The organism is Microbacterium istanbulense (genome assembly GCF_037204145.1).
Taxonomy (GTDB): domain Bacteria; phylum Actinomycetota; class Actinomycetes; order Actinomycetales; family Microbacteriaceae; genus Microbacterium; species Microbacterium istanbulense.
The window spans coordinates 16804-39230 of sequence record NZ_JBBDGN010000003.1; the positions used below are offsets into that span (position 1 = coordinate 16804).

Below are 22427 nucleotides of genomic sequence, written 5' to 3' on the forward strand. Positions count from 1 at the left end.
CGCCGCCGCCCCGCCCGATCCGACCGGGAGAACTCCGTGACCGAAGACCGCTACACCCCGCTCCGCGAGCGCCACGAGGCGCTCGGCGCATCCTTCACCGATTTCGGTGGCTGGCAGATGCCGGTGCGCTACACGTCCGACCTCGCCGAGCACCACGCGGTGCGTGAGGCCGCGGGCATCTTCGACATCTCGCACATGGCCGAGTTCACGGTGCGCGGCGCCGACGCCGCCGCCTACCTCGACTACGCGCTGGCCGGCCGCCTCTCGGCGATGACCGTCGGCAAGGCGAAGTACTCGCTCCTGCTCACCGAAGACGGCGGCATCGTCGACGACGTCATCGTGTACCGGATGCAGGACGACGACTACTTGATCATCTCGAACGCCGGCAACCGCGACGCGGTGCGCGAGGCGCTCGCCGCCCGCACCGACGGCTTCGCGGTCACCGTCGTCGACGTCTCCGACGACTATGCGCTCATCGCCGTGCAGGGCCCCGCCGCTGAGGCCATCCTCGCGGCCACCGCGGGCATCGACGAGGTCAGCATCCCGTGGTCCGAGCAGAAGTACTACGCCTGGGCATCCGCACGTTTCCAGGGCGAGCCGCTGCTGCTGGCCCGCACGGGGTACACCGGCGAGGACGGCTTCGAGCTGCTCGTCCGGGCCGCCGACGCGACCGCCCTGTGGGACGCCGTCAGCGCCGCCGGCACCGCGCACGGTCTCGTACCCGCCGGGCTCGCCGCTCGCGACACGCTGCGCCTCGAGGCCGGCATGCCGCTCTACGGCCACGAGCTGTCGCTCGAGACCAAGCCGGCCCAGGCGGGTCTCGGTCGCGTCGTGGTGACCGACAAGGAGCGTTTCGTCGGCCAGGGGGCGACGGATGCCGCCGCCGACGCGCCGGTGCTCGTCGGCCTCGTCGCCGAGGGGCGCCGCGCGGGCCGCGCCGGCTACGCCGTGGTCGCCGAAGACGGCACCGCCCTCGGTGAGATCACCAGCGGCGCTCTGAGCCCGACGCTTGGCCACCCGATCGCGATGGCCTTCGTCGATCCCTCTTCTGCTGACGAGGGAACCGCAGTATTCCTGGATGTGCGGGGGACGAAGATCCCCGCGACCGTGACCGCCCTGCCCTTCTACCGGAGGAAGAAATGACCGATCTCACCGCCCTGCGCTACACCGAAGAGCACGAATGGATCGCCGGCGACGGCGGAGTCGTGACCGTCGGCATCACCGACTACGCCGCCGAGAAGCTCGGTGACGTCGTCTTCGTCGAGCTGCCCGCCGTCGGCACCGAGATCGCCGCCGGCGCCGTCGTCGGCGAGATCGAGTCGACGAAGTCGGTCGGCGAGCTCTACGCGCCCGTCGCCGGCGTCGTCGTCGAGATCAACGAGGATGTCGTCGCCGACCCCGCTCTCGTCAACGCCGCACCGTTCGCGGACGGCTGGCTGATCAAGGTCGAGGTCGCCGAGGGCGCCCTCGACGGACTGTTGGACCGCGACGGCTACGTCGCACTCACGGAGGGCTGATCCCGCAGTGGTCTCTTTCGCCGATCGTCACATCGGAATCACCTCCTCCGACCAGGACCGGATGCTGTCCGCGCTGGGCGCTTCGACAGGCTCAGCGACCCAGGAGGACGGTTCATCGACCCAGGACGCGCTGGAATCGCTGATGCGTCAGGCTGTGCCTGGTTCGATCTACACCGACCCGTCGGCGAATGAGGACTCGGTCATCCCGGTCGCGGCCTCTGAGGCCGAGGCGCTGGCCGAGCTGCGTGCGCTCGCCGCATGCAACACCGTGAACACCCCGATGATCGGCCTGGGCTACTACGGCACGATCACCCCCAGCGTGATCCAGCGCAACGTGCTCGAGAACCCGTCCTGGTACACGGCGTACACGCCCTATCAGCCCGAGATCTCGCAGGGGCGCCTGGAAGCGCTGATCAACTTCCAGACGATGGTGGCCGACCTCACCGGCCTGAGCACGGCGAACGCGTCGATGCTCGACGAGTCCACCGCCGTGGCCGAGGGAATGCTGCTCGCCCGCCGGGCATCCCGCGCCACGACCAACGTGTTCGTCGTGGATGCCGGGGCCTTCCCGCAGACCAAGGCGCTGCTGCACACCCGTGCCGAGGCGCTGGGCATCGAGCTCCTCGAACGTGACCTTGCCGGCGGCGCGGAGCTGCCGGCCGAGCTGTTCGGCGTGTTCGTGCAGTACCCGGCAGCCTCCGGTCGCATCTGGGACCCGAGTGCGGTGATCGAAGCGGCGCACCTCGCCGGTGGCCTGGCGATCGTCGCCGCCGACCTGCTCGCGCTCACCCTGATCGCCTCGCCGGGGTCGCTCGGTGCCGACGTCGCCGTGGGCACCACGCAGCGCTTCGGCGTGCCGATGGGCTTCGGCGGCCCGCACGCCGGGTACATGGCCGTGCGCTCGGGCCTGGAGCGTCAGCTGCCCGGTCGCCTTGTCGGTGTCTCGGTGGATGCCGACGGCAAGCCCGCCTACCGGCTGTCGCTGCAGACGCGCGAACAGCACATCCGCCGCGAGAAGGCCACCTCGAACATCTGCACCGCTCAGGTGCTGCTGGCCGTGATGGCCGCGATGTACGCGGTCTACCACGGCCCGGATGGACTGCGCGCGATCGCCTCCGGCGTCGCGCAGCGCGCGGCGCTGCTGCGCGACTGGCTGGTCGAGGCCGGCGTCGAGGTCGCCCACGAGGCGTTCTTCGACACGATCGAGGTGCGCGTGCCCGGCCGCGCCGCCGAGATCGTGGGCCGCGCGCACGATGACGCAGGCATCCTGCTGCGCCAGGTCGACGCCGACACCATCGGCATCTCGGTCGACGAGACCACCGACATCACCACGCTGCACCGCGTCGCCGTGCTCTTCGGCGGCCAGCAGGAGCGCGTCTTCGGTCTCTTCGGCGCGGGTTCCACCGGGGCGCTCCCGGAGGGGCTGCTGCGACAGGACGAGTACCTGACGCACCCGGTGTTCCACGTGCACCGCTCCGAGACGGCCATGATGCGGTACCTGAAGTGCCTCGCCGACCGCGACTACGCGCTCGACCGCGGCATGATCCCACTCGGCTCGTGCACCATGAAGCTCAACGCCGCCACCGAGATGGCGGCCATCACCTGGCCCGAGTTCGCAGGCATCCACCCCTTCGCCCCCGCGAGCGACGTGGGCGGCTACCTGCAGCTCATCGACCAGCTCGAGGCGTGGCTGGCCGAGGTGACCGGGTACGACGCCGTCTCACTGCAGCCGAACGCCGGCTCCCAGGGTGAGCTGGCCGGGCTGCTCGCGATCCGTGGCTACCACCTGGCCAACGGCGACGAGCAGCGTACCGTGTGCCTGATCCCGTCGTCGGCGCACGGCACCAATGCCGCCTCGGCGGTGCTGGCCGGCATGAAGGTCGTCGTCGTCGCCTGCGATGACCTGGGCAACGTCGACCTCGACGACCTGCGCGCGAAGATCGCGGCGAACGCCGACGAGCTTGCGGCGCTGATGATCACCTACCCGTCGACCCACGGCGTGTACGAGCAGGACGTCGTCGAGATCACCTCGGCCGTGCACGAGGCCGGCGGCCAGGTGTACGTCGACGGCGCGAACCTCAACGCGCTGCTCGGCTTCGCGCGCTTCGGTGACCTCGGCGGTGATGTCTCGCACCTCAACCTGCACAAGACCTTCGCCATCCCGCACGGTGGTGGTGGTCCCGGTGTGGGTCCCGTGGCGGCCAAGGCGCACCTCGCACCGCACCTGCCCTCGCACCCGCTCGCGCAGAGCGACGTGCACGCCGGCGGCTTCACGTTCGCCGGGGGACCGGTGTCGGCGGCACCGTACGGCTCCGCCGGCATCCTGCCGATCTCGTGGGCGTACGTGCGCATGATGGGCGCGGCCGGCCTGCGCGACGCGACCGCTGCCGCAGTGCTCTCCGCCAACTACATCGCCGAGCGTCTGCGTGGGCACTACCCCGTGCTGTACACCGGTGAGAACGGCCGGGTGGCGCACGAGTGCATCCTCGACCTCCGCCCGCTCAAGGAGGCCACCGGCATCTCGGTCGACGACGTCGCCAAGCGACTGATCGACTTCGGATTCCACGCACCGACCATGTCGTTCCCGGTCGCGGGCACGCTCATGGTCGAACCCACCGAATCCGAGGACCTCGGCGAGATCGAGCGGTTCATCGAAGCGATGATCATGATCAAGGCCGAGGCGGATGCCACCGCCGAGGGCCGCTGGCCCGCCGACGACAACCCGCTCGTGAACGCGCCGCACACCGCGGTGTCGCTCATCGCAGGGGAGTGGACCCACCCGTACACCCGGGAAGAGGCCGCCTATCCCGTGCACGCGCTCATCGCCGGCAAGTACTGGCCCCCGGTGCGCCGGATCGACCAGGCCTACGGTGACCGCAACCTCGTGTGCGCCTGCCCTCCGGTGGAAGCATTCGCCTGAGCTGAATCGCGCTGACCCGAAGGCGCCCGTCTGAGTGAGTTCAGACGGGCGCCTTCTGTCGCATTCAGGACTCGACTCAGTAACGGTTCATTAACGGGATGCCCCATCTACCCGTGTGGCGATTAGCCTCGACACATTGACAGTGCGTTCGACGACGAGCGCCTGCCACCTTGTTCCCACAGGAGGAAACACAGTGAAGCGAAACAAGATCACCCTCGCGGGTGTCGGCCTGTTCGCAATCGGCGCGCTCGCGCTCGCCGGCTGCACGAGCGGCGGCGGCAACACCGGTGACACCGGAGATGCAGCTGCAGCCGATCCCGATGCGATCATCACCACGAACGGCAGCGAGCCCGAGAACCCGCTGATCCCGACCAACACCAACGAGGTCGGCGGCGGCAAGATCCTCGACAACATCTTCGCCGGCCTGATCTACTACGACGGCGACGGCGCTCCGGTCAACGACATGGCCGAGGAGATCATCACCGACGACCCGCAGCACCTCACGGTCAAGCTGAAGAAGGGCCAGACCTTCACCAACGGTGAAGAGGTCACGGCAGACAACTTCACCAAGGCGTGGAACGAGGGCGCCAAGCTCTCCAACGCTCAGCTGTCGAGCTACTTCTTCGAGGACATCGAGGGCTTCAGCTGGGAAGAGGACTCGGAGCTCACCGGTCTTGAGGTCGTCGACGACTACACCTTCACGATCGCGCTGAACAAGCCCGCCTCGGACTTCGCTCTGCGCCTGGGCTACTCGGCCTTCTACCCGCTCCCGGACGTCGCGTTCGAGGACATGGAGGCCTTCGGTCAGAACCCGATCGGCAACGGCCCGTACATGATCGACGGTGCCGACGCCTGGCAGCACGACGTGCAGATCGACCTGGTCCGCAACGACGACTACCAGGGCGACCGCAAGCCGGCCAACGGTGGTCTGACCATCAAGTTCTACGCCACGCAGGAGGCCGCATACGCCGACCTGCAGTCGAACGAGGTCGACGTCATCGACGCCATCCCGACCAACGCGCTGGCCACCTTCGAGGACGAGCTCGGCGACCGCGCTGTCAACCAGCCGGCGGCCGTGTTCCAGTCGTACACGATCGGTCAGTTCCTCCCGCACTTCGACGGCGAAGAGGGCAAGCTGCGTCGCCAGGCGCTGTCGATGGCCATCAACCGTGAAGAGATCACCGAGACGATCTTCTCCGGCACCCGCACCCCGGCATCCGACTTCACCTCGCCGGTGATCGACGGTTGGTCGGACTCCATCCCGGGCAACGAGGTCCTGCAGTACGACCCCGAGAAGGCCAAGGAACTGTGGGCCGAGGCCGACGCCATCTCCCCGTGGGAGGGCGAGTTCAAGATCGCTTACAACGCCGACGGTGGGCACGACGCCTGGGTCGACGCGGTGACCAACCAGATCAAGAACACGCTCGGCATCGAGGCATCGGGCGATCCGTACCCGACCTTCCAGGACCTGCGTACCAAGGTGAACGACCGCACCATCACCACCGCGGCTCGCTCCGGCTGGCAGGCAGACTACCCGGGTCTGTACAACTTCCTCGGACCGCTCTACGCGACCGGTGCCGGCTCGAACGACGGTGACTACTCCAGCGCCGAGTTCGACGACCTCATCTCGGCCGGTATCAGCAACCCGGACGCTGCCGCGCAGCTCGAGGACTTCACGAAGGCTCAGGAGGTTCTCTTCAAGGACCTGCCCGCCATCCCGCTGTGGTACTCGAACGTGACCGGTGGCTTCAGCGAGAACGTCGACAACGTGACGTTCGGCTGGAACTCTGTGCCGCTGTTCCACGAGATCACGAAGGCCGCTGAGTAAAGAGCGACCTGAACTCACCCCTGAGGCGGTGACGGTAACCCCGTCACCGCCTCAGGGCTGTGTCTGTCACGCTTTCTCAGCCACCCGACGAAGGGACAGCGGATGCTCGGTTACATCCTGAGACGTCTTCTGCAGGTGATTCCGGTCTTCTTCGGAGCCACCCTGCTCATCTACTTCCTGGTGTTCGCCATGCCTGGCGACCCCCTCCTCGCGCTGTTCGGCGAGCGCACCCCCAACCCCGCCGTGCTCGAGCAGCTGCGTCAGCAGTACCACCTCGACCAGCCGTTCCTCGTGCAGTACTGGTACTACATCACCGGTGTGCTGCAGGGTGATCTCGGCACCACCTACTCCGGCCGTTCGGTCGCCGACGTGCTCGGTGCGACGCTGCCCGTCACCGGGCGACTGGCCGTCATGGCGATCGGCATCGAGTTCACACTGGCGATCATCATCGGCACCATCTCGGCGCTGCGCAAGGGCAAGCTCTTCGACAACGTGTCGTTGATCATCGCGCTCATCGCGATCGCCATCCCGATCTTTGTCGTCGCGTTCCTCGCCCAGTACTTCCTCGCCATCCAGTGGGGCTGGTTCAAGCCCACGGTCGGTGCGGACAACGGGTGGGGAGGCCTGTGGCTTCCTGCCATCGTGCTCGGCTTCAGCCTGTACGCCGTGAGCATGCGGCTCATGCGCAGCTCGGTGATCGACACGCTCAACCAGGACTGGGTGCGTACCGCCTACAGCAAGGGGCTGCCGCGTCGCCGCGTCATCCCCGTGCACGTGCTGCGCAACTCGCTCATCCCGGTCATCACCAACTCGGCCACCAACTTCGGTGTGCTGCTGGTCGGCGCCACCGTCACCGAGGGAATCTTCAACGTGCCCGGTGTCGGCAACACGCTGTTCGAGGCGATCCGTCGCGGTGAGGGACCGACAGTGGTGTCGTTCGTCACCGTGTTCGTGATCCTCTACGTGCTGGTGAACCTGCTCATCGACCTGCTCTACGGTCTGCTCGATCCAAGGATTCGTTATGTCTGATCCCTCGACTCAAAAGCACTTCGTCGCTCCCGTCGAGACCCAGTCCATCGCGGTCGACGCCGTCCGTGTCGCCGAGAAGCCCAGCAACCTGTGGCGTGACGCGTGGAACGACCTGCGCCGCCGCCCCATGTTCTGGTTCTCGGTCGTCCTGGCGCTGTTCTTCCTCGTCATGGCACTGTGGCCCACGCTGTTCACCCAGGTGGCGCCGAACGACGGCTGTGAGCTGGCCAACAGCAACGGCGGCCCGACCGACGGTCACCCGCTCGGCTTCACGTTCCAGGGCTGCGACATCTATGCCCGGATCGTGTGGGGTGCCCGCACCTCGCTCGCGGTTGGCCTCATCGCCACGGCGATCTCGTCGATCCTCGGCCTCATCATGGGCGCCCTGGCCGGCTTCTACGGCGGCTGGCTCGACTCGGTGCTCTCCCGCGTGGGCGACATCTTCTTCGCGATCCCGTACATCCTCGCCGCCGTGGTGGTGATGACCGTGTTCCGTGAGTACCGCACGGTGTGGGTGCTCGCGCTCGCGATCGGTGGCTTCGCCTGGGCATCCACGGCACGTGTCGTGCGCGCCGAGATCCTGCGTGTGCGGCAGGCCGACTACGTCATGGCCTCCCGCGCCCTGGGTCGCTCGAAGTTCGGCACGCTGATCACGCACGTCATCCCCAACGCGATCGCCCCGCTGCTCGTGGTCACCACGCTGAGCCTTGCGGCATCGATCGTGGCGGAGGCGACGTTGTCGTTCCTCGGTGTCGGACTCCCCGGTGACGTCATGTCGTGGGGTCTGGACATCAGCAAGGCGCAGAGCTCGCTCCGCGTCGCGCCGATGGCTCTGATCTATCCGTCGATCGCCCTGACCCTCGCGGTGCTGGCGTTCGTGACCCTCGGCGAGCTCATCCGAGACGCCATCGACCCGAAGGCGAGGGCCCGCCGATGAGCGACACCACTCGTAACCCCGGCGAGGCGCCGGTCCTCAGCGTCCGTGACCTCAAGGTCGCCTTCCGCGGCGAGAAGGGTCTGAACGAGGTGCTGCACGGCGTCACGTTCGACCTGTACGCCGGGGAGACCCTGGCGATCGTGGGCGAGTCGGGCTCGGGCAAGTCGACGACGGCCACCGCCATCGTCAACCTGCTTCCCGGCACCGGCACGATCACGAACGGGTCCGTCACGCTGGATGGACGTGAGCTGACCACGCTCAGCCGCCACGAGATCGAGAAGGTGCGCGGCCGTGACATCGGCTTCGTGCCGCAGGATCCGATGTCGAGCCTCAACCCGGTGTGGAGCATCGGCTTCCAGGTGAAGGAAGCCGTGCGCGCCAACGGCATCGCCAAGGGGCGGGCAGCCGTCACCGAGCGAGCCGTGGAGGTGCTCAAGCAGGCCGGTCTCGCCGATGCCGAGAAGCGTCTGCACCAGTACCCGCATCAGTTCTCCGGCGGTATGCGTCAGCGCGCGTTGATCGGTATCGGCCTCGCCGCCGATCCGAAACTGCTCATCGCCGACGAGCCGACCTCGGCGCTCGACGTGACCGTGCAGCGGGTGATCCTCGACCACATGGCGAGCCTCACCCGTGAGCGCGGCACTGCCGTGCTGCTCATCACGCACGACCTCGGCCTCGCCGCTGAGCGCGCCGAGAAGATCATCGTGATGAACGGCGGCAACATCGTCGAGGCCGGTCCCAGCCGGCAGATCCTCGAGGACCCGCAGCATCCGTACACGAAGCGTCTGGTCGCCGCGGCGCCCAGCCTCGCCTCGCAGCGGATCCAGGCGGTCGTCGAGGAGCGCGGTGTGGAGACCATCGAGGATCTCGCCGACATTCCGCCGACGGTGCGCGTGACCGACCTGGTCAAGGAATACAAGATCCGCCAGGGCAACTTCCGCAGCGAGCCGTTCCGCGCGGTCGACAACGTCTCGTTTGAGATCCCTCGGGGCAAGACGCTGGCGCTCGTCGGCGAGTCCGGCTCGGGCAAGTCCACGGTGGCGAAGATGGTGCTCAAGCTCGAAGACCCCACCTCGGGGTCGATCGAGATCGACGGCACGAACATCTCGCGGCTGTCGAACGCGCAGGCGTTCGGGATGCGGCGGCGGATGCAGCCGGTGTTCCAGGACCCGTACGGCTCGCTGGACCCGCTGCGCAATATCGGCAACACGATCGCCGAGCCGCTGCAGATCCACAAGGTCGGCGATGCCAAGGCGCAGCGCGAACGGGTCGGCGAGCTGCTCGACCAGGTCTCGCTGCCGCGCGCGCTGATGACCCGGTACCCGAACGAGCTGTCCGGTGGACAGCGGCAGCGCGTGGCGATCGCCCGTGCGCTGGCGCTCAAGCCCGACATCGTCGTGCTCGACGAGGCGGTCTCGGCTCTCGACGTGCTGGTGCAGGACCAGATCCTGCAGCTGCTCGCCGATCTGCAGTCCGATCTCGGCCTGACCTACCTGTTCATCACGCACGACCTCGCCGTCGTGCGCGTATCGAGCGACCTCGTCTGCGTGATGGAGAAGGGGCGCGTCGTCGAGCAGGGCACGGTCGACGAGATCTTCGCCAACCCGCAGCAGGAGTACACCGAGCGGCTGCTCGCAGCCATCCCCGGTGCCTCCATCGAACTGGGAGGCCGCGGCGCGTGAGCGACGCCTCCACCGACGCGCCCCGGGGCCGGACCTACCGTCCGGTCTCGGGGCGCGTGGTGCTCGTCCTGGTCGTCATCATGGCGATCGTGATGCTCGTCGACGCCCTCGTGCGCGCGGGCATCGTGCAGACCCTGCTGATCGCCCCCTGGGTGCTGCTGGCGGTGTGGATCGTCTATGAGCTCAGTTATGTCTCCTCGGTGGTGGTCGATGCCCGCGGTGCGCGGGTGACGAACCTGCTGCGCGTGACGTCGTTCGGGTGGGATCGCGTGCGCGACATCGACCTGAAGTGGCAGCTCGTGTTCACCCTCATGGACGGCACCGATGTGACCGCCATGGGCGGCCCCGCCCGCTCGCGCCCGGCGCGCGCGCCGCGTGGCGACGAGGATGCGGGAGCATCCGTCCCTCGTGGCATCCGTGTGCTGGACGAGATCCGGGAGCGCTGGCAGGCGGCGCCCGATGACGCCGACGCCCCGATCAGCCGCAGCTGGGACTGGCCGGCGCTGGCAGCACTCGCGATCATCGTGATCTGGGCGATCACGGCGATCCTCATCACCCGCTGAACCGGGTTCTCGCGCTGTCTGTTCAGCCGGGCAGGCCGAACAGGGCGGGCCAGGTCGCCGCCGCCCACGGGTAACCGACGAACGCGGTCGCGTCGATGACGAAGTGCGCGACGAGGAACGGCAGTAGTCGCCCGGAGCGCGCGTACAACCAGCCGAACAGCAGGCCCATCGCGAGGTTGCCGATGAACGCGCCAGGGCCCTGATACAGGTGGTAGCTGGCCCGCAGGATCGACGTGGCGATGATGATCGGCCAGGGCCCCCAGCCGAGCAGGCGCAGCCGCGCGAACAGGTAGCCGAGCACGATGACCTCCTCGACGAGCGAGGCGCGTGCCGCCGATAGCAGCAGGATCGGCACCGTCCACCAGTGCGCGTCGAGCCCGCCGGGGTTCACCGCGACGAACAGGCCCAGGGCGCGTCCGGCCAGGTACAGTCCGAGGCCGGGGATGCCGATGGCGAGCACGAGCAGCACGCCCGAGCCGATGTCGCGACCGGGCTTCGTGCCGTCGAGTCCCAGTGCGCCCAGGTGCGGGCGGGAGGAACGCCACAGCAGGAAGCACACCAGCAGCACCGGCACCAGCGCGAAGCCGATCGAGAGCACCTGATAGATGAGGTCGAACAGCTCGCGGTCGCTTCGCGAGGGGTTCAGCGTCGTGGTCTGCTCGGCCAGCGGTGTCGTGTCGGTGAGCCGGTAGGCGAGCTGCACGATGGAGTAGACGGCGGACTGTCCGAGGCTCAGTGCCAGGACGATCGCGATCTCCCACCACAGCCGTGTCGGGCTGGGGGAGCGGCTATCCAGCGGGTCGGATGCCGGGGCGGGTCGACTGGTCACGTTCCCGATCGTACGACGGGTGCTCAGGAACCTGCTCTGACCGTGCGTTATCCTGGAACGTCGGCATCCCGGCGCATCCCACACCCTGCTTAGGACTTCGTACATGGCGCACGCCCTCCGCTCTGACCTCCGCAACGTCGCAATCGTCGCGCACGTCGACCACGGCAAGACCACGCTCGTGGACGCCATGCTTCGCCAGACCGGCTCCTTCGGTGAGCACGCTCACGTCGATGAGCGCGCCATGGACTCCAACGACCTCGAGCGCGAGAAGGGCATCACGATCCTCGCCAAGAACACGGCGATCACGTACAACGGTGCCCACACCGACGTGCCGGTCACGATCAACGTGATCGACACCCCCGGCCACGCCGATTTCGGCGGTGAGGTCGAGCGCGGCCTGTCGATGGTCGACGGCGTCGTGCTGCTCGTCGACGCGTCCGAGGGCCCGCTGCCGCAGACCCGCTTCGTGCTGCGCAAGGCGCTGGAGGCGAAGCTTCCGGTCATCCTGCTGGTCAACAAGACCGACCGCCCCGACGCCCGCATCGCCGAGGTGGAGGAAGAGGCGCACGACCTGCTGCTGGGCCTGGCATCCGACCTCGTCGACGACGTGCCCGACCTTGACGTCGACGCCCTGCTCGACGTGCCTGTCGTCTACGCCTCTGGCCGTGCCGGCGCAGCATCCCGCACCCGTCCCGCCGACGGTGCCCTGCCCGACAACGACGACCTCGAGCCGCTGTTCGAGGCGATCCTCGAGCACGTGCCCGCCCCCTCGTACGACGATGAGGCGCCGCTGCAGGCCTGGGTCACCAACCTCGACTCGAGCCCCTTCCTCGGCCGCCTCGCACTCCTGCGTGTCTTCAACGGCACGCTGAAGAAGGGCCAGACCGTCGCGTGGGTGCGTTCGGACGGCACGACGAGCAACGCCCGCATCACCGAGCTGCTGAAGACCCGCGCCCTCGAGCGCTACCCGGCCGAGTCCGCCGGCCCCGGTGACATCGTCGCCATCGCCGGTTTCGAAGACATCACCATCGGTGAGACCATCGCCGACCCCGAGGATGTGCGCCCGCTGCCGGCCATCACGGTCGACGACCCCGCCATCTCGATGACGATCGGCACGAACACCTCGCCGCTGGTCGGCAAGGTCAAGGGGCACAAGCTCACCGCCCGCATGGTGAAGGACCGCCTCGACCGTGAGCTGATCGGTAACGTCTCGCTCAAGGTCGTCGACATCGGACGCCCGGATGCCTGGGAGGTGCAGGGCCGCGGCGAGCTCGCTCTGGCCATCCTCGTCGAGAACATGCGTCGCGAGGGCTTCGAGCTGACTGTCGGCAAGCCGCAGGTGGTCACGAAGAAGATCGACGGCAAGACCTACGAGCCGTTCGAGCACCTTACCGTGGACGCCCCGGAGGAATACCTCGGGGCGATCACGCAGCTGCTGGCGAACCGCAAGGGCCGCATGGACAACATGATCAACCACGGCACCGGCTGGGTGCGCATGGAGTTCATCGTTCCCTCGCGCGGTCTGATCGGCTTCCGCACCGAGTTCCTCACCACCACGCGCGGCACCGGCATCGCGAACGCGATCTCGCACGGCTACGAGCCGTGGGCGGGTCACATCGTCACGCGTCAGAACGGCTCGATCGTCGCCGACCGCTCCGGTGTGGTCACCCCGTTCGCGATCATCGCCCTGCAGGAGCGGATGAGCTTCTTCGTGCAGCCCACGCAGGAGGTCTACGAGGGCATGGTCATCGGCGAGAACTCGCGCAGCGATGACATGGATGTGAACATCACCAAGGAGAAGAAGCTCACCAACATGCGCTCCTCCACGGCCGACACGTTCGAGTCGATGACGCCGCCGCGTCAGCTCTCGCTGGAGGAGAGCCTGGAGTTCGCCCGCGACGACGAATGCGTCGAGGTGACGCCGGAGCAGGTGCGCATCCGCAAGGTGATCCTGGATGCCACCACGCGTGGCCGTGAGGCATCGCGCCTGAAGCGTCAGGACGCCAACGCCTGACCCCACCTCGGCCCCGCCGAGACCCCGTTTTATCGTCGAGACCCCGCCCTGCAGTCATCCGCAGGGCGGGGTCTCGACGCGTACCCGGGGTCTCGGCGATGGCGAGAGATCTGGGTGCGCTCGCATGAAACATCCAGGTGGCGGGAAGATTTCGCTCAGGGTCGTGGCGCAGACTCGATGACTTGCGCCGAGGAGCCGCTCCCGATGGGCCTCCCACCCGACGGCGTACGACGACCCGAAAGTCGAACCCCATGCATTCGAACACCCGCGCACTTCGGCGTGCCTCCGACGCTGCCTCCGGCCGTCGTCCCCTCGCGGTCCTGACCGCTGTCGCCGGCGCTGTACTCGCCCTGACCCTCACCGGCGGAATCGCCTCGACCGCGGCTGCCGCTGCCGCCACCGAACCGCTCGGCCGCTACAGCGATCGCGCCGCGCTGACCATCGCCGAGGGCACCGACGCGCTGGAGACGGCCGAGGCGCTCGGTGCAGACGTCGCCGAGGCCGATCTCGACCTGGGCGAGACGCCGACCACGGTCGACACCGCGGAGGTGAAGGCGAACCTGGATGCGCTCGAGGAGCGTATGCGGATGCCCGACATCGTCGTGGCCGCTCTGGCCGTCGACACCGAGGCTGAGATCGCCGCTGTCCAGGATGAGACCGCGGCGCTGAAGAAGGCTTTCACCGTGGCCAAGGAGAAGAAGGCCGCCGCAGAGGCCAAACGTGCCGCCGAGGAGAAGGCGGCGAAGGAGAGGGCCGCTGCCGCCGCGGCTGCGCTGGCAGAGGGAAACACCGTCGCCGGGGCGAAGGCGACCGCCCAGCGCCTGGCCTCAAGCCAGTACGGCTGGGGCTCCGGCGAGTTCTCCTGCCTCGTGTCGCTGTGGAACAAGGAGTCCGGCTGGAACTACCAGGCGTTCAACCCCTCCGGCGCGACGGGAATCCCGCAGGCGCTGCCCGGCAGCAAGATGGCCTCGGCAGGCAGCGACTGGGCGACCAACGCCACGACGCAGATCGTCTGGGGCCTGGGCTACATCTCTTCGGTGTACGGCTCGCCGTGCGCGGCGTGGTCGCACTCGCAGGCCGTGAACTGGTACTGAGCGACGCCCAGCCCCGGCGCGGCGATCAGCGCAGTTCGGTGATCAGCACAGCCGACGTGCCGGGTGCGAGAGCCTCGAAGATGTGCGGTGCATCGCCGCGGTAGCTGAGGTAGTCGCCGGGGGAGAGCACCTCCGGCGCGTCTGCCGGACCGATCCGTGCCTCACCAGACAACAGCACCACATGCTCGGTCGTGCCCTGGTGGTGCGGCGTCGATCGACGTGGCTCGCCCGGCTCGGCGCGGATGACGTAGAGATCTCGGCGGGCCCCCGGAGGGCTAGCCGAGAGCAGGGTGGCGCTGTACGGCGCGTCGGCGGACGGCACCTGCGGTGCTCCGGCCGCGAGATCGGCGGCCCGGATGAGGGTGGGCCCGTCGGCGGGTCGGTCGACGAGGGTCGCGAACGGCACGCCGAGGGCGTCGCCCAGCGCCCACAGCGTCTCGACGCTGGGGTTGCCCGCGCCGCTCTCGAGCTGCGAGACCGTCGCCTTCGACACACCTGCCCGCCGGGCGAGCTCGGAGACCGAGATGCCGTGGGCCTCACGTTCGCGGCGCAGGGATCGGGCGATGCGTTCGCGGAGATCATCCATGGTGTTCAGTATTCCAAACGATCGTTCGACTTGACGGCCATCCCACCCGTTGTTCAGAATGATAGACGTGCGTTCAGAGAATCGAACGGTGGATGACGCCGACATCGACGCCCACGCGCGCCGCGAGGTCTGGCGCGAGGGGCTCGGCGTCGCCGTCGCCACCAGCGCCTACGGCATCAGCTTCGGGGCGCTCGCGGTGGCCGCTGGCCTTGATGTCTGGCAGGCCTGTGTGCTGAGCCTGCTGATGTTCACCGGTGGCTCGCAGTTCGCCTTCGTGGGTGTCTTCGCCGCCGGGGGTGTGGCCGCGCTCCCTGCGGCTGTCGCTTCGGCGGCTTTGCTGGGTGTGCGCAATCTCGCGTATGGCATGCGGATGTCGCCGATCATCGGTCGGGGCTTTCGGCGCCGTGCGCTCGCCGCGCACTTCACGATCGACGAATCCACGGCAGTCGCGATCTCACAGGACGACCCCCGGCTGCGCCTGCTCGGCTTCTGGGTCACCGGCGTCGGCATCTTCCTCGGGTGGAACGCCACCACCCTGATCGGCGCGCTCCTCGGCGACGTGCTCGGTGACCCCAAGCAGTGGGGCCTGGATGCTGCGGCGGCAGCCGCCTTCCTCGCTCTGCTGTGGCCGCGGCTCAAGCAACGGCAGGCGATCGTCGTCGGTGTCGCCGCCGCCGTCGTCGCCGCCTCCCTGACCCCGGTGCTCATGCCCGGCATGCCCGTGCTGGTGGCAGCTCTCGTGGCCGTCATCGTGGGCTGGTTCAACTGGTTCGGCACTGCCCGCACCGGGCAGGAGAAGATCTGATGACCGTGTGGACCGCCGTCCTGCTCGCCGCCTGCATCTGTGTGGCGTGGAAGGCCTTCGGCTATCTCGTGCCCGCTTCCGTCATGGAGGCGCCCCGCCCCGCGCGGATCTCCGACCTGCTCACCGTCGCGCTGCTGTCGGCGCTCGTGGCCGTGCAGTCGCTCGGCGACGGCCAGGCGATCATCGTGGATGCCCGTGTGCCGGCCGTCCTCGTCGCGGGCGGCCTGTTGTGGCTGCGGCAGTCGTTCCTCGTGGTCGTGATCGCCGCCGCAGTCGTCGCCGCGGTGCTGCGCCTGCTCGGCTGGGCCGTCTGAAGGTCGCTGCGACCGGGCCGGTAGGCTGAGCAGCGTGAAAGCAGCGCTCTCTCGTGGTGTCTCCTGGCTCGCCGCCGCCGTGATCGGTGGCGTGTATGGCGTGGCCGCCACGATCGCGCACGCGTACACCTGGGGAGTGATCCCCGTCGGGCTCATCCTCGGCGCGATCGCCTGTGCCGCGCTGCTGGTGGCACTCCGCGCGCTCACCGGTGATCGCTGGGCTGCGCTCGCCGCCGGCGTGGGCATGGTGGCGCTCGTGCTGATCATCTCGCAGCGAGGGCCGGGCGGCTCGATCGTGGTGCCGAACACCGCGCTCGGCAACATCTGGACGTACCTCATCGGCGGCATCGTGGTGCTCGTCGTCGCCTGGCCTGACTTCTCGCGCCTGCGTAGCCTGTCGGCGCAGTCGGCGGCGTCGACGTCGTCTGCGCAGGGTGCGTCAGGTCCGCATGCGCACGAGGGGTCGTAGACTGACACTGTGACGTATGTGATCGCTCTTCCCTGCGTCGATGTCAAGGACCGCGCCTGCATCGACGAATGTCCCGTGGACTGCATCTACGAGGGCGAGCGTTCGCTCTATATCCACCCCGACGAGTGCGTGGACTGCGGCGCCTGCGAACCGGTCTGCCCCGTCGAGGCCATCTACTACGAAGACGACCTCCCCGAGGAGTGGGCCGACTACTACAAGGCCAACGTCGAGTTCTTCGAAGAGATCGGCTCGCCGGGTGGCGCAGCCAAGGTCGGCGTGTACTCCTTCGACCACCCGATCGTCGCCGCGCTCCCGCCCCAGGGCGAGTAAGTGGGCGTCCGCGACCTCGACGACTACCCGTGGGACGCGGTCGTTCCCTACCGCGAACGGGCAGCGCAGCATCCTGACGGCATCGTCGACCTGTCGATCGGTTCGCCCGTCGATCCCACACCTGAGGTGATCCGGCGCGCGCTCGCCGAGGCGACCGACGCGCACGCCTACCCGCAGACCGTCGGCACCCCCGCGCTGCGTGAGGCGATCGTCGACTGGTATGCGCGTCGTCGTGGCGTGCCCGACCTGAGCACCGCGAACGTCCTGCCGACCGTCGGATCCAAAGAACTCGTCGCGCTGCTGCCGACGCTCCTCGGCCTCGGTCCGGGCGACATCGTCGTGCACCCGAGCGTCGCCTACCCGACCTACGAGGTCGGTGCGAAGGTCGCCGGTGCCACGCCGGTCGCCATGGACGATCCCGCCGCATGGCCGGAGGGCACCAAGCTCATCTGGATCAACACCCCCGGCAACCCCGATGGCCGCACCTGGACGACCGCCGAACTCGCCGCGGCCGTCACGCGCGCCCGCGAACTGGGTGCCGTGCTCGCCAGCGACGAGTGCTACGCCGAACTCGGCTGGGACGGGCCGTGGGCGCACGAGCCGGTGCCGTCGGTGCTCGACCCGCGGGTCACGGGTGGCAGGCGGGCGAACCTGCTCAGTGTCTACTCGCTGAGCAAGCAGTCCAACCTCGCCGGGTACCGGGCGGCGTTCGTCGCCGGATGCAAGAGCGTCATCGCGGAGCTGTTGACCGCGCGCAAGCACCTGGGGCTCATGCCTCCCGCACCGGTGCAGCACGCCATGGCGGTCGCGCTCGGCGACGACGAGCATGTCGCCGCGCAGAAGGCGCTGTATCGCGAGCGGCGCGAGCTGCTGCGCCCGGCTCTCGAGGCCGCCGGGTTCCGCATCGACGGCTCCGAGGCGGGGCTGTACCTGTGGGCCACCGAGGGCAAGGATGCGTGGGAGTCGCTCGGCGTCCTGGCCGACCTCGGCATCCTGGCCGGCCCCGGCCACTTCTACGGCCAGAGCTCTGGCGAACACATCCGGCTGTCGCTGACCGCGCCGACCGATCGCATCCGCGCGGCCGCGGAGCGACTGAACGCGCACGCCCTGTAGCATTCCTCCTTCGAAGTCGCTGATCTCTTGGCGATTGTGACAGTAGGTCACCCCGCGCACTAGGCTGTAAAAGCGATGTGGCCTGCGGGCCACGGCGCGCCTGCGCCGAACATCGCCCCCGACATCGACCCAGCAGGAGGCTTCGCGTGAGCGCAGGACAGCCGGAGAAGGCGACTCTCACGATCGGTGAGACGAAGGCGGAGTTCCCCGTGCTGCGCGCGACGAGCGGCAACGACAGCATCGACTTCTCGACGCTGACGCGGCAGACCGGCTTCACCGGCCTGGACTACGGGTTCGTGAACACCGCCTCCACGAAGTCGGAGATCACCTTCATCGACGGCGACAAGGGCATCCTTCGCTATCGCGGGTATCCGATCGAGCAGATCGCGAAGAACTGCAGCTACCTCGAGGTCGCCTGGCTGCTCATCTACGGTGAGCTGCCGACTCCCGACCAGCTCGCCGACTTCGATGAGCGCATCCGTCGCCACACACTGCTGCATGAAGACCTGAAGCACTTCTTCTCGGCGCTGCCGCACACCGCGCACCCGATGTCGGTGCTGTCATCTGCCGTCGCGGCGCTGTCGACCTACTACGAGGGCCAGACCGACCCGCACAACCCCGAGCATGTCGAACTGAACATGGTGCGCATGCTGGCCAAGCTCCCGGTGATCGCGGCCTACGCGCACAAGAAGAGCGTCGGGCAGGCATTCCTGTACCCGGATAACTCGCTGAGCTTCGTCGACAACTTCCTCAAGCTGAACTTCGGTGTGCACTCGGAGCCCTACGAGGTCAACCCGGTCATGTCGAAGGCGCTCGAGCTGCTGCTCATCCTGCATGAGGACCACGAGCAGAACGCCTCCACGTCGACCGTGCGTCTGGTCGGCTCCACCGGAGCGAACCAGTTCGCCTCGATCTCTGCCGGCATCCAGGCCCTGTCGGGCCCGCTGCACGGTGGTGCCAACGAGGCCGTGCTCACCATGCTCGGGCAGATCCGTGAGTCGGGTCAGAGCGTGCAGCGCTTCGTCGAGCGGGTGAAGAACAAGGAAGACGGCGTCAAGCTGATGGGCTTCGGCCACCGGGTCTACAAGAACTACGACCCGCGCGCCAAGCTCGTCAAGGAGGCCGCAGACGAGGTGCTCGCCTCGCTGGGCGTGAGCGACCCGCTGCTGGATCTCGCCAAGGAGCTCGAGGAGATCGCGCTCGCCGACGACTACTTCCGTGAGCGTCGTCTGTACCCGAACGTCGACTTCTACACCGGCGTCATCTACAAGGCCATGGGCTTCCCGACGCGCATGTTCACCGTGCTGTTCGCGATCGGCCGCCTGCCCGGCTGGCTGGCGCAGTGGCGTGAGCTGCAGCTCGACCCGCAGACCAAGATCGGGCGCCCGCAGCAGCTGTACGTGGGCTCGGCTGAGCGGGACTTCCCGACGCGCTGAGCGTCGCCCGATACCGCGAAGGCCGGCACCGTCCGAGGACGGGGCCGGCCTTCTGCGTGAGCGGCGGGGTGCCCGTGTCAGTGGCCCTGCGGGCGGCTGGCGCGACGCGAGCCCTGACGGCGCGGCTCGTGGTGCGCGGGACGCGGCGACTCGTGCGCGGCACGGGCGTGCCCGGCCGGAGACTGCGAGCCGCGGCCGGTGGTGCTCTGCGCGCCACCACGCGGGGTGTGCGCGCCGCGCGGCGCCGGCTGCGCCTCACGGGATGCCTGCTGGGCACGTCCCTGCGTGCCCTGCGCGCCGGTCTGCGCGCCCTTGCCGCGGCCGCCGCGACGTCGACGCGAACCGCCCGCGCGGGTGGCGCCCTCGGAGGCATCCACGGCGCCGCTGCGGCCGCCAGCATTTCCGCCCTGCTTCTGCGCGGCGGGGCGCGCGGCCGGGGCCGGCTTCACCTTCGCGGCGCGCTCGCCGACCAGTCCGGCGACGATCTCGTCGGTGACCGGCTCGAGGGCGGCGGTGATCTGCGCCTTGCGCAGCAGGTCCTTCACGTCGCGGCGCTGTTCGGGCATCACCACGGTGACGACGGTGCCGGCGGCACCGGCGCGCGCGGTGCGGCCGGAGCGGTGCAGGTACGCCTTGTGCTCGACGGGCGGGTCGACGTGCACGACGAGTTCGACCTCGTCGACGTGCACGCCACGGGCGGCGACGTCGGTCGCCACGAGCACCCGCACGCCACCATCCGCCGGGTCAGCGGAGAAGGCGGCGAGGTTGCGCTCACGCGCGTTCTGGCCGAGGTTGCCGTGCAGGTCGACCGAGGGGATGCCCGCCGCGGTCAGCTGCTTGGCGAGCTTCTTGGCCTGGTGCTTGGTGCGGGTGAAGAGGATGCGACGTCCGGTGCCGGACGCGAGATCCTGCACGAGGGTCTTCTTGCTCTCGGCGTCGGCCGCGAGCAGCACGCGGTGGGTCATCTCACCCACGGGCACGCTGGCCTCGTCGACCTCGTGGCTGACCGCGTTCGAGAGGAAGCGGCGAGCGAGGGTGTCGATGCCGCGGTCGAGGGTGGCGCTGAAGAGCAGGCGCTGGCCGTCGGCGGGCGTTGCGCTGAGGATGCGGGTGACGCCGGGCAGGAAGCCGAGATCGGCCATGTGGTCGGCCTCATCGAGCACGGTCACCTCGACGGCATCGAGGGAGACGACCTTCTGCTTCATGAGGTCTTCGAGGCGTCCGGGGCAGGCGACGACGATGTCGACGCCGGCACGCAGCGCCTGCTCCTGGGGGCGCTGGCTGACGCCGCCGAACACGGTGGTCACGCGCAGGCCGGCCGCCTTGGCGAGGGGTGCCACGGTCGCGGCGATCTGCGTGGCCAGCTCGCGGGTCGGCGCGAGCACGAGCCCGCGGGGGTGGCCAGGACGGGTGGTGCGGGTGGATGCCGCCAGGCGTGCCACGAGCGGCAGCGCGAACGCGATGGTCTTGCCGCTGCCGGTGCGGCCACGGCCGAGCAGGTCGCGGCCGGCGAGGGAGTCGGGGAGCGTGTCGCGCTGGATCGCGAACGCCTCGGTCTTGCCGTCAGCGGCCAGTACAGAGGCGAGGGCGGCGGGCACGCCGAGTTCAAGGAAGGTGGGCATAGGAATACTCCAATGGTGCACGACGTCGGTCGTGCGGAAGGTCGAGGATGGCGACGGCGCAGGAATGCGCATCGGTTCGCCGTGCGAAAGGCCGGTCAGGTGCCGGTAGGGAGCTGGTGCTCGCTGCAGTCTTCGCAGACTCCGTGTCGACGACGCATTGCCCGCAGGGCGGACAACTGCATCAGTCTACCAGGGGGAGCCTGAGTAGTCCGCTCAGCGCTAGTTGGGGGCATCACAGCCAGCCGCGGCGCACCGCGGCCACGCCGAGCTGCAGACGGGTCTCCACGTCAGCGCGATCCATGAGTTCGCGCACCCGACGTTGGACGGTGCGCACCGAGGTGCCCATGCGCTGGCCGATGGCGCGGTCGGTGAGGCCGGCATCCATGAGCACGAGGACCTCGCGCTCCTCGACATCAAGGTCGACCTCGTCGACACCGCTCACCTCGCCGGCTACGAGGTGTGCAGCCGACTGCCATGTGCGCTCGAAGAGCGAGAGCGCGAGTCCGATAAGGCCGCCGGCGTGCAACAGCAGAGCGCCGGTCGACTGATCCTCGCCGTCAGCTGCCGCTGGCACCATGGCGATGGTGCGGTCGACGACGATCATCCGTGTCGGCAGCTCGCCCGCGACGCGCACCTCAAGCCCGCCCTGGATCGCGCCGCGCACTGCTTCGAGCATGCCGGGCGCCTCGAGTCGCGATCGCTCGAGCACGTAGCGGTAGCGGATGCCCCGCTGGCGTGCCAGTTCCTCCTCGACGTTCTCGTCGCGGTCGATCGCCACGATGTCGCCTTTGACGAACATGAGCACCTCGCTGCGGGCACTGCGCTGCAGCTGGTTGAACCGGTGGCCCACCGCCTCGCGTCCGCGCACGATGTCCACGACGTCCGCTTCGCCCGTGCCGGCGTCGCGATAGAGCTGCTCCAGCGCGAGCATCTCGGTCTCGGCCTGCCGCAGCCGGTCTTCGTGATCGAGGATGAGCGCGCCCAGGGCGACATCGGGGGGTGCGGCGACGAGATGGCCGCGGTCGGTGCCCTCCCTCGCCACGAGACCGCGATTGCTGAGCGCGGCGACCGCGGCGGCAACCTGAGATGGCCGCAGACTGAGGTCGGCGCAGATGTCATCGGCCGTGCGCGAGCGGTGTCGCACGAGGTACTCGTACACGCGGTGCTCGACGATCCCGAGCCCCAGCACATCCAGTCCCATCACACTCTCCACTCTGCCGCGCGCGCCGTGCACCGTCTGAGGGAACGGGCGTCGACAAGTAGCCATGGCGCGTATACGACACCATACGCCAACGACGCGGTGGCACAGTTATGCCAGGAACCCATTCACTCCCACGAG

Annotated in this window: 20 protein-coding genes; 16 read left to right on the forward strand and 4 right to left on the reverse strand. The window is 68.7% G+C overall.

Going from position 1 to position 22427, the window contains the following annotated elements; all coding sequences use genetic code 11:
- The first annotated feature begins 36 nt into the window (after positions 1–36).
- The 8 genes from gcvT (at position 37) to WDU93_RS04875 (ending at position 10476) form a co-directional block, all read left to right on the forward strand.
- Positions 37–1143, forward strand: a complete 1107-nt coding sequence (gcvT, locus tag WDU93_RS04840; RefSeq protein WP_337318138.1) for a glycine cleavage system aminomethyltransferase GcvT — start codon at positions 37–39, stop codon at positions 1141–1143.
- Positions 1140–1517: a glycine cleavage system protein GcvH gene (gcvH, locus tag WDU93_RS04845; protein ID WP_337318141.1), complete on the forward strand. Its 378-nt coding sequence runs from the start codon at positions 1140–1142 to the stop codon at positions 1515–1517. The genes gcvT and gcvH overlap by 4 nt, the downstream gene beginning before the upstream one ends.
- 61 nt (positions 1518–1578) lie before the next feature.
- Positions 1579–4437, forward strand: coding sequence for an aminomethyl-transferring glycine dehydrogenase (gene gcvP, locus WDU93_RS04850; RefSeq protein WP_420064041.1), 2859 nt, complete (start codon positions 1579–1581; stop codon positions 4435–4437).
- Between the two features lie 193 nt (positions 4438–4630).
- Positions 4631–6265 carry a peptide ABC transporter substrate-binding protein gene (locus WDU93_RS04855; RefSeq protein WP_337318145.1) on the forward strand — a complete coding sequence of 545 codons (1635 nt, stop codon included), beginning with the start codon at positions 4631–4633 and terminating at the stop codon, positions 6263–6265.
- Between the two features lie 102 nt (positions 6266–6367).
- Positions 6368–7294, forward strand: coding sequence for an ABC transporter permease (locus WDU93_RS04860; protein WP_337318148.1), 927 nt, complete (start codon positions 6368–6370; stop codon positions 7292–7294).
- Positions 7287–8231, forward strand: a complete 945-nt coding sequence (locus WDU93_RS04865) for an ABC transporter permease (protein WP_337318150.1) — start codon at positions 7287–7289, stop codon at positions 8229–8231. The genes WDU93_RS04860 and WDU93_RS04865 overlap by 8 nt, the downstream gene beginning before the upstream one ends.
- Entirely contained in the window at positions 8228–9913 is a 1686-nt protein-coding gene (locus WDU93_RS04870) for an ABC transporter ATP-binding protein (protein ID WP_337318153.1), read from the forward strand. Before WDU93_RS04865 ends, WDU93_RS04870 begins: the two co-directional genes overlap by 4 nt.
- Complete coding sequence (locus WDU93_RS04875) at positions 9910–10476, forward strand: PH domain-containing protein (RefSeq protein ID WP_337318156.1); 567 nt, start codon at positions 9910–9912, stop codon at positions 10474–10476. Before WDU93_RS04870 ends, WDU93_RS04875 begins: the two co-directional genes overlap by 4 nt.
- Positions 10477–10498: 22 nt before the next feature.
- On the opposite strand, the gene WDU93_RS04880 is transcribed toward WDU93_RS04875, so the two are convergent.
- Complete coding sequence (locus WDU93_RS04880; RefSeq protein ID WP_337318158.1) at positions 10499–11305, reverse strand: CPBP family intramembrane glutamic endopeptidase; 807 nt, start codon at positions 11303–11305, stop codon at positions 10499–10501.
- Positions 11306–11408: 103 nt separating this feature from the next.
- Between WDU93_RS04880 and typA the strand changes: the two genes are divergently transcribed.
- Positions 11409–13319: a translational GTPase TypA gene (gene typA, locus WDU93_RS04885; RefSeq protein ID WP_337318160.1), complete on the forward strand. Its 1911-nt coding sequence runs from the start codon at positions 11409–11411 to the stop codon at positions 13317–13319.
- A 251-nt stretch (positions 13320–13570) separates the two neighbouring features.
- Positions 13571–14413 (forward strand): aggregation-promoting factor C-terminal-like domain-containing protein, encoded by an 843-nt coding sequence (locus tag WDU93_RS04890; RefSeq protein ID WP_337318162.1) that lies wholly within the window; start codon positions 13571–13573, stop codon positions 14411–14413.
- Between the two features lie 25 nt (positions 14414–14438).
- Here the strand turns inward: WDU93_RS04890 and WDU93_RS04895 are convergent, their stop codons facing one another.
- On the reverse strand, positions 14439–14999 hold the full coding sequence (locus tag WDU93_RS04895; RefSeq protein WP_337318164.1) for a helix-turn-helix domain-containing protein: 561 nt from the start codon (positions 14997–14999) through the stop codon (positions 14439–14441).
- 88 nt (positions 15000–15087) lie between these two features.
- Here WDU93_RS04895 and WDU93_RS04900 point away from each other — a divergent pair, with 88 nt between their 5' ends.
- The 6 genes from WDU93_RS04900 to WDU93_RS04925 all read left to right on the forward strand — a co-directional run bounded on the left by WDU93_RS04900 (position 15088) and on the right by WDU93_RS04925 (position 19466).
- Entirely contained in the window at positions 15088–15804 is a 717-nt protein-coding gene (locus WDU93_RS04900) for an AzlC family ABC transporter permease (RefSeq protein WP_337318166.1), read from the forward strand.
- The gene (locus WDU93_RS04905; protein WP_337318168.1) at positions 15804–16118 is read left to right on the forward strand and encodes an AzlD domain-containing protein; all 315 of its coding nucleotides are present in this window, start codon (positions 15804–15806) and stop codon (positions 16116–16118) included. The genes WDU93_RS04900 and WDU93_RS04905 overlap by 1 nt, the downstream gene beginning before the upstream one ends.
- 34 nt (positions 16119–16152) lie before the next feature.
- Complete coding sequence (locus WDU93_RS04910) at positions 16153–16587, forward strand: histidinol dehydrogenase (RefSeq protein WP_337318171.1); 435 nt, start codon at positions 16153–16155, stop codon at positions 16585–16587.
- 9 nt (positions 16588–16596) lie between these two features.
- Positions 16597–16917, forward strand: coding sequence for a ferredoxin (fdxA, locus tag WDU93_RS04915; protein WP_337318173.1), 321 nt, complete (start codon positions 16597–16599; stop codon positions 16915–16917).
- Entirely contained in the window at positions 16918–18030 is a 1113-nt protein-coding gene (dapC, locus tag WDU93_RS04920; RefSeq protein WP_337318175.1) for a succinyldiaminopimelate transaminase, read from the forward strand.
- 146 nt (positions 18031–18176) lie between these two features.
- The gene (locus tag WDU93_RS04925) at positions 18177–19466 is read left to right on the forward strand and encodes a citrate synthase (protein WP_337318177.1); all 1290 of its coding nucleotides are present in this window, start codon (positions 18177–18179) and stop codon (positions 19464–19466) included.
- Positions 19467–19543: 77 nt separating this feature from the next.
- Here the strand turns inward: WDU93_RS04925 and WDU93_RS04930 are convergent, their stop codons facing one another.
- Positions 19544–21088 carry a DEAD/DEAH box helicase gene (locus WDU93_RS04930; RefSeq protein WP_337318180.1) on the reverse strand — a complete coding sequence of 515 codons (1545 nt, stop codon included), beginning with the start codon at positions 21086–21088 and terminating at the stop codon, positions 19544–19546.
- Positions 21089–21320: 232 nt separating this feature from the next.
- Entirely contained in the window at positions 21321–22289 is a 969-nt protein-coding gene (locus tag WDU93_RS04935) for a helix-turn-helix transcriptional regulator (protein ID WP_337318182.1), read from the reverse strand.
- Between the last annotated feature and the right edge of the window lie 138 nt (positions 22290–22427).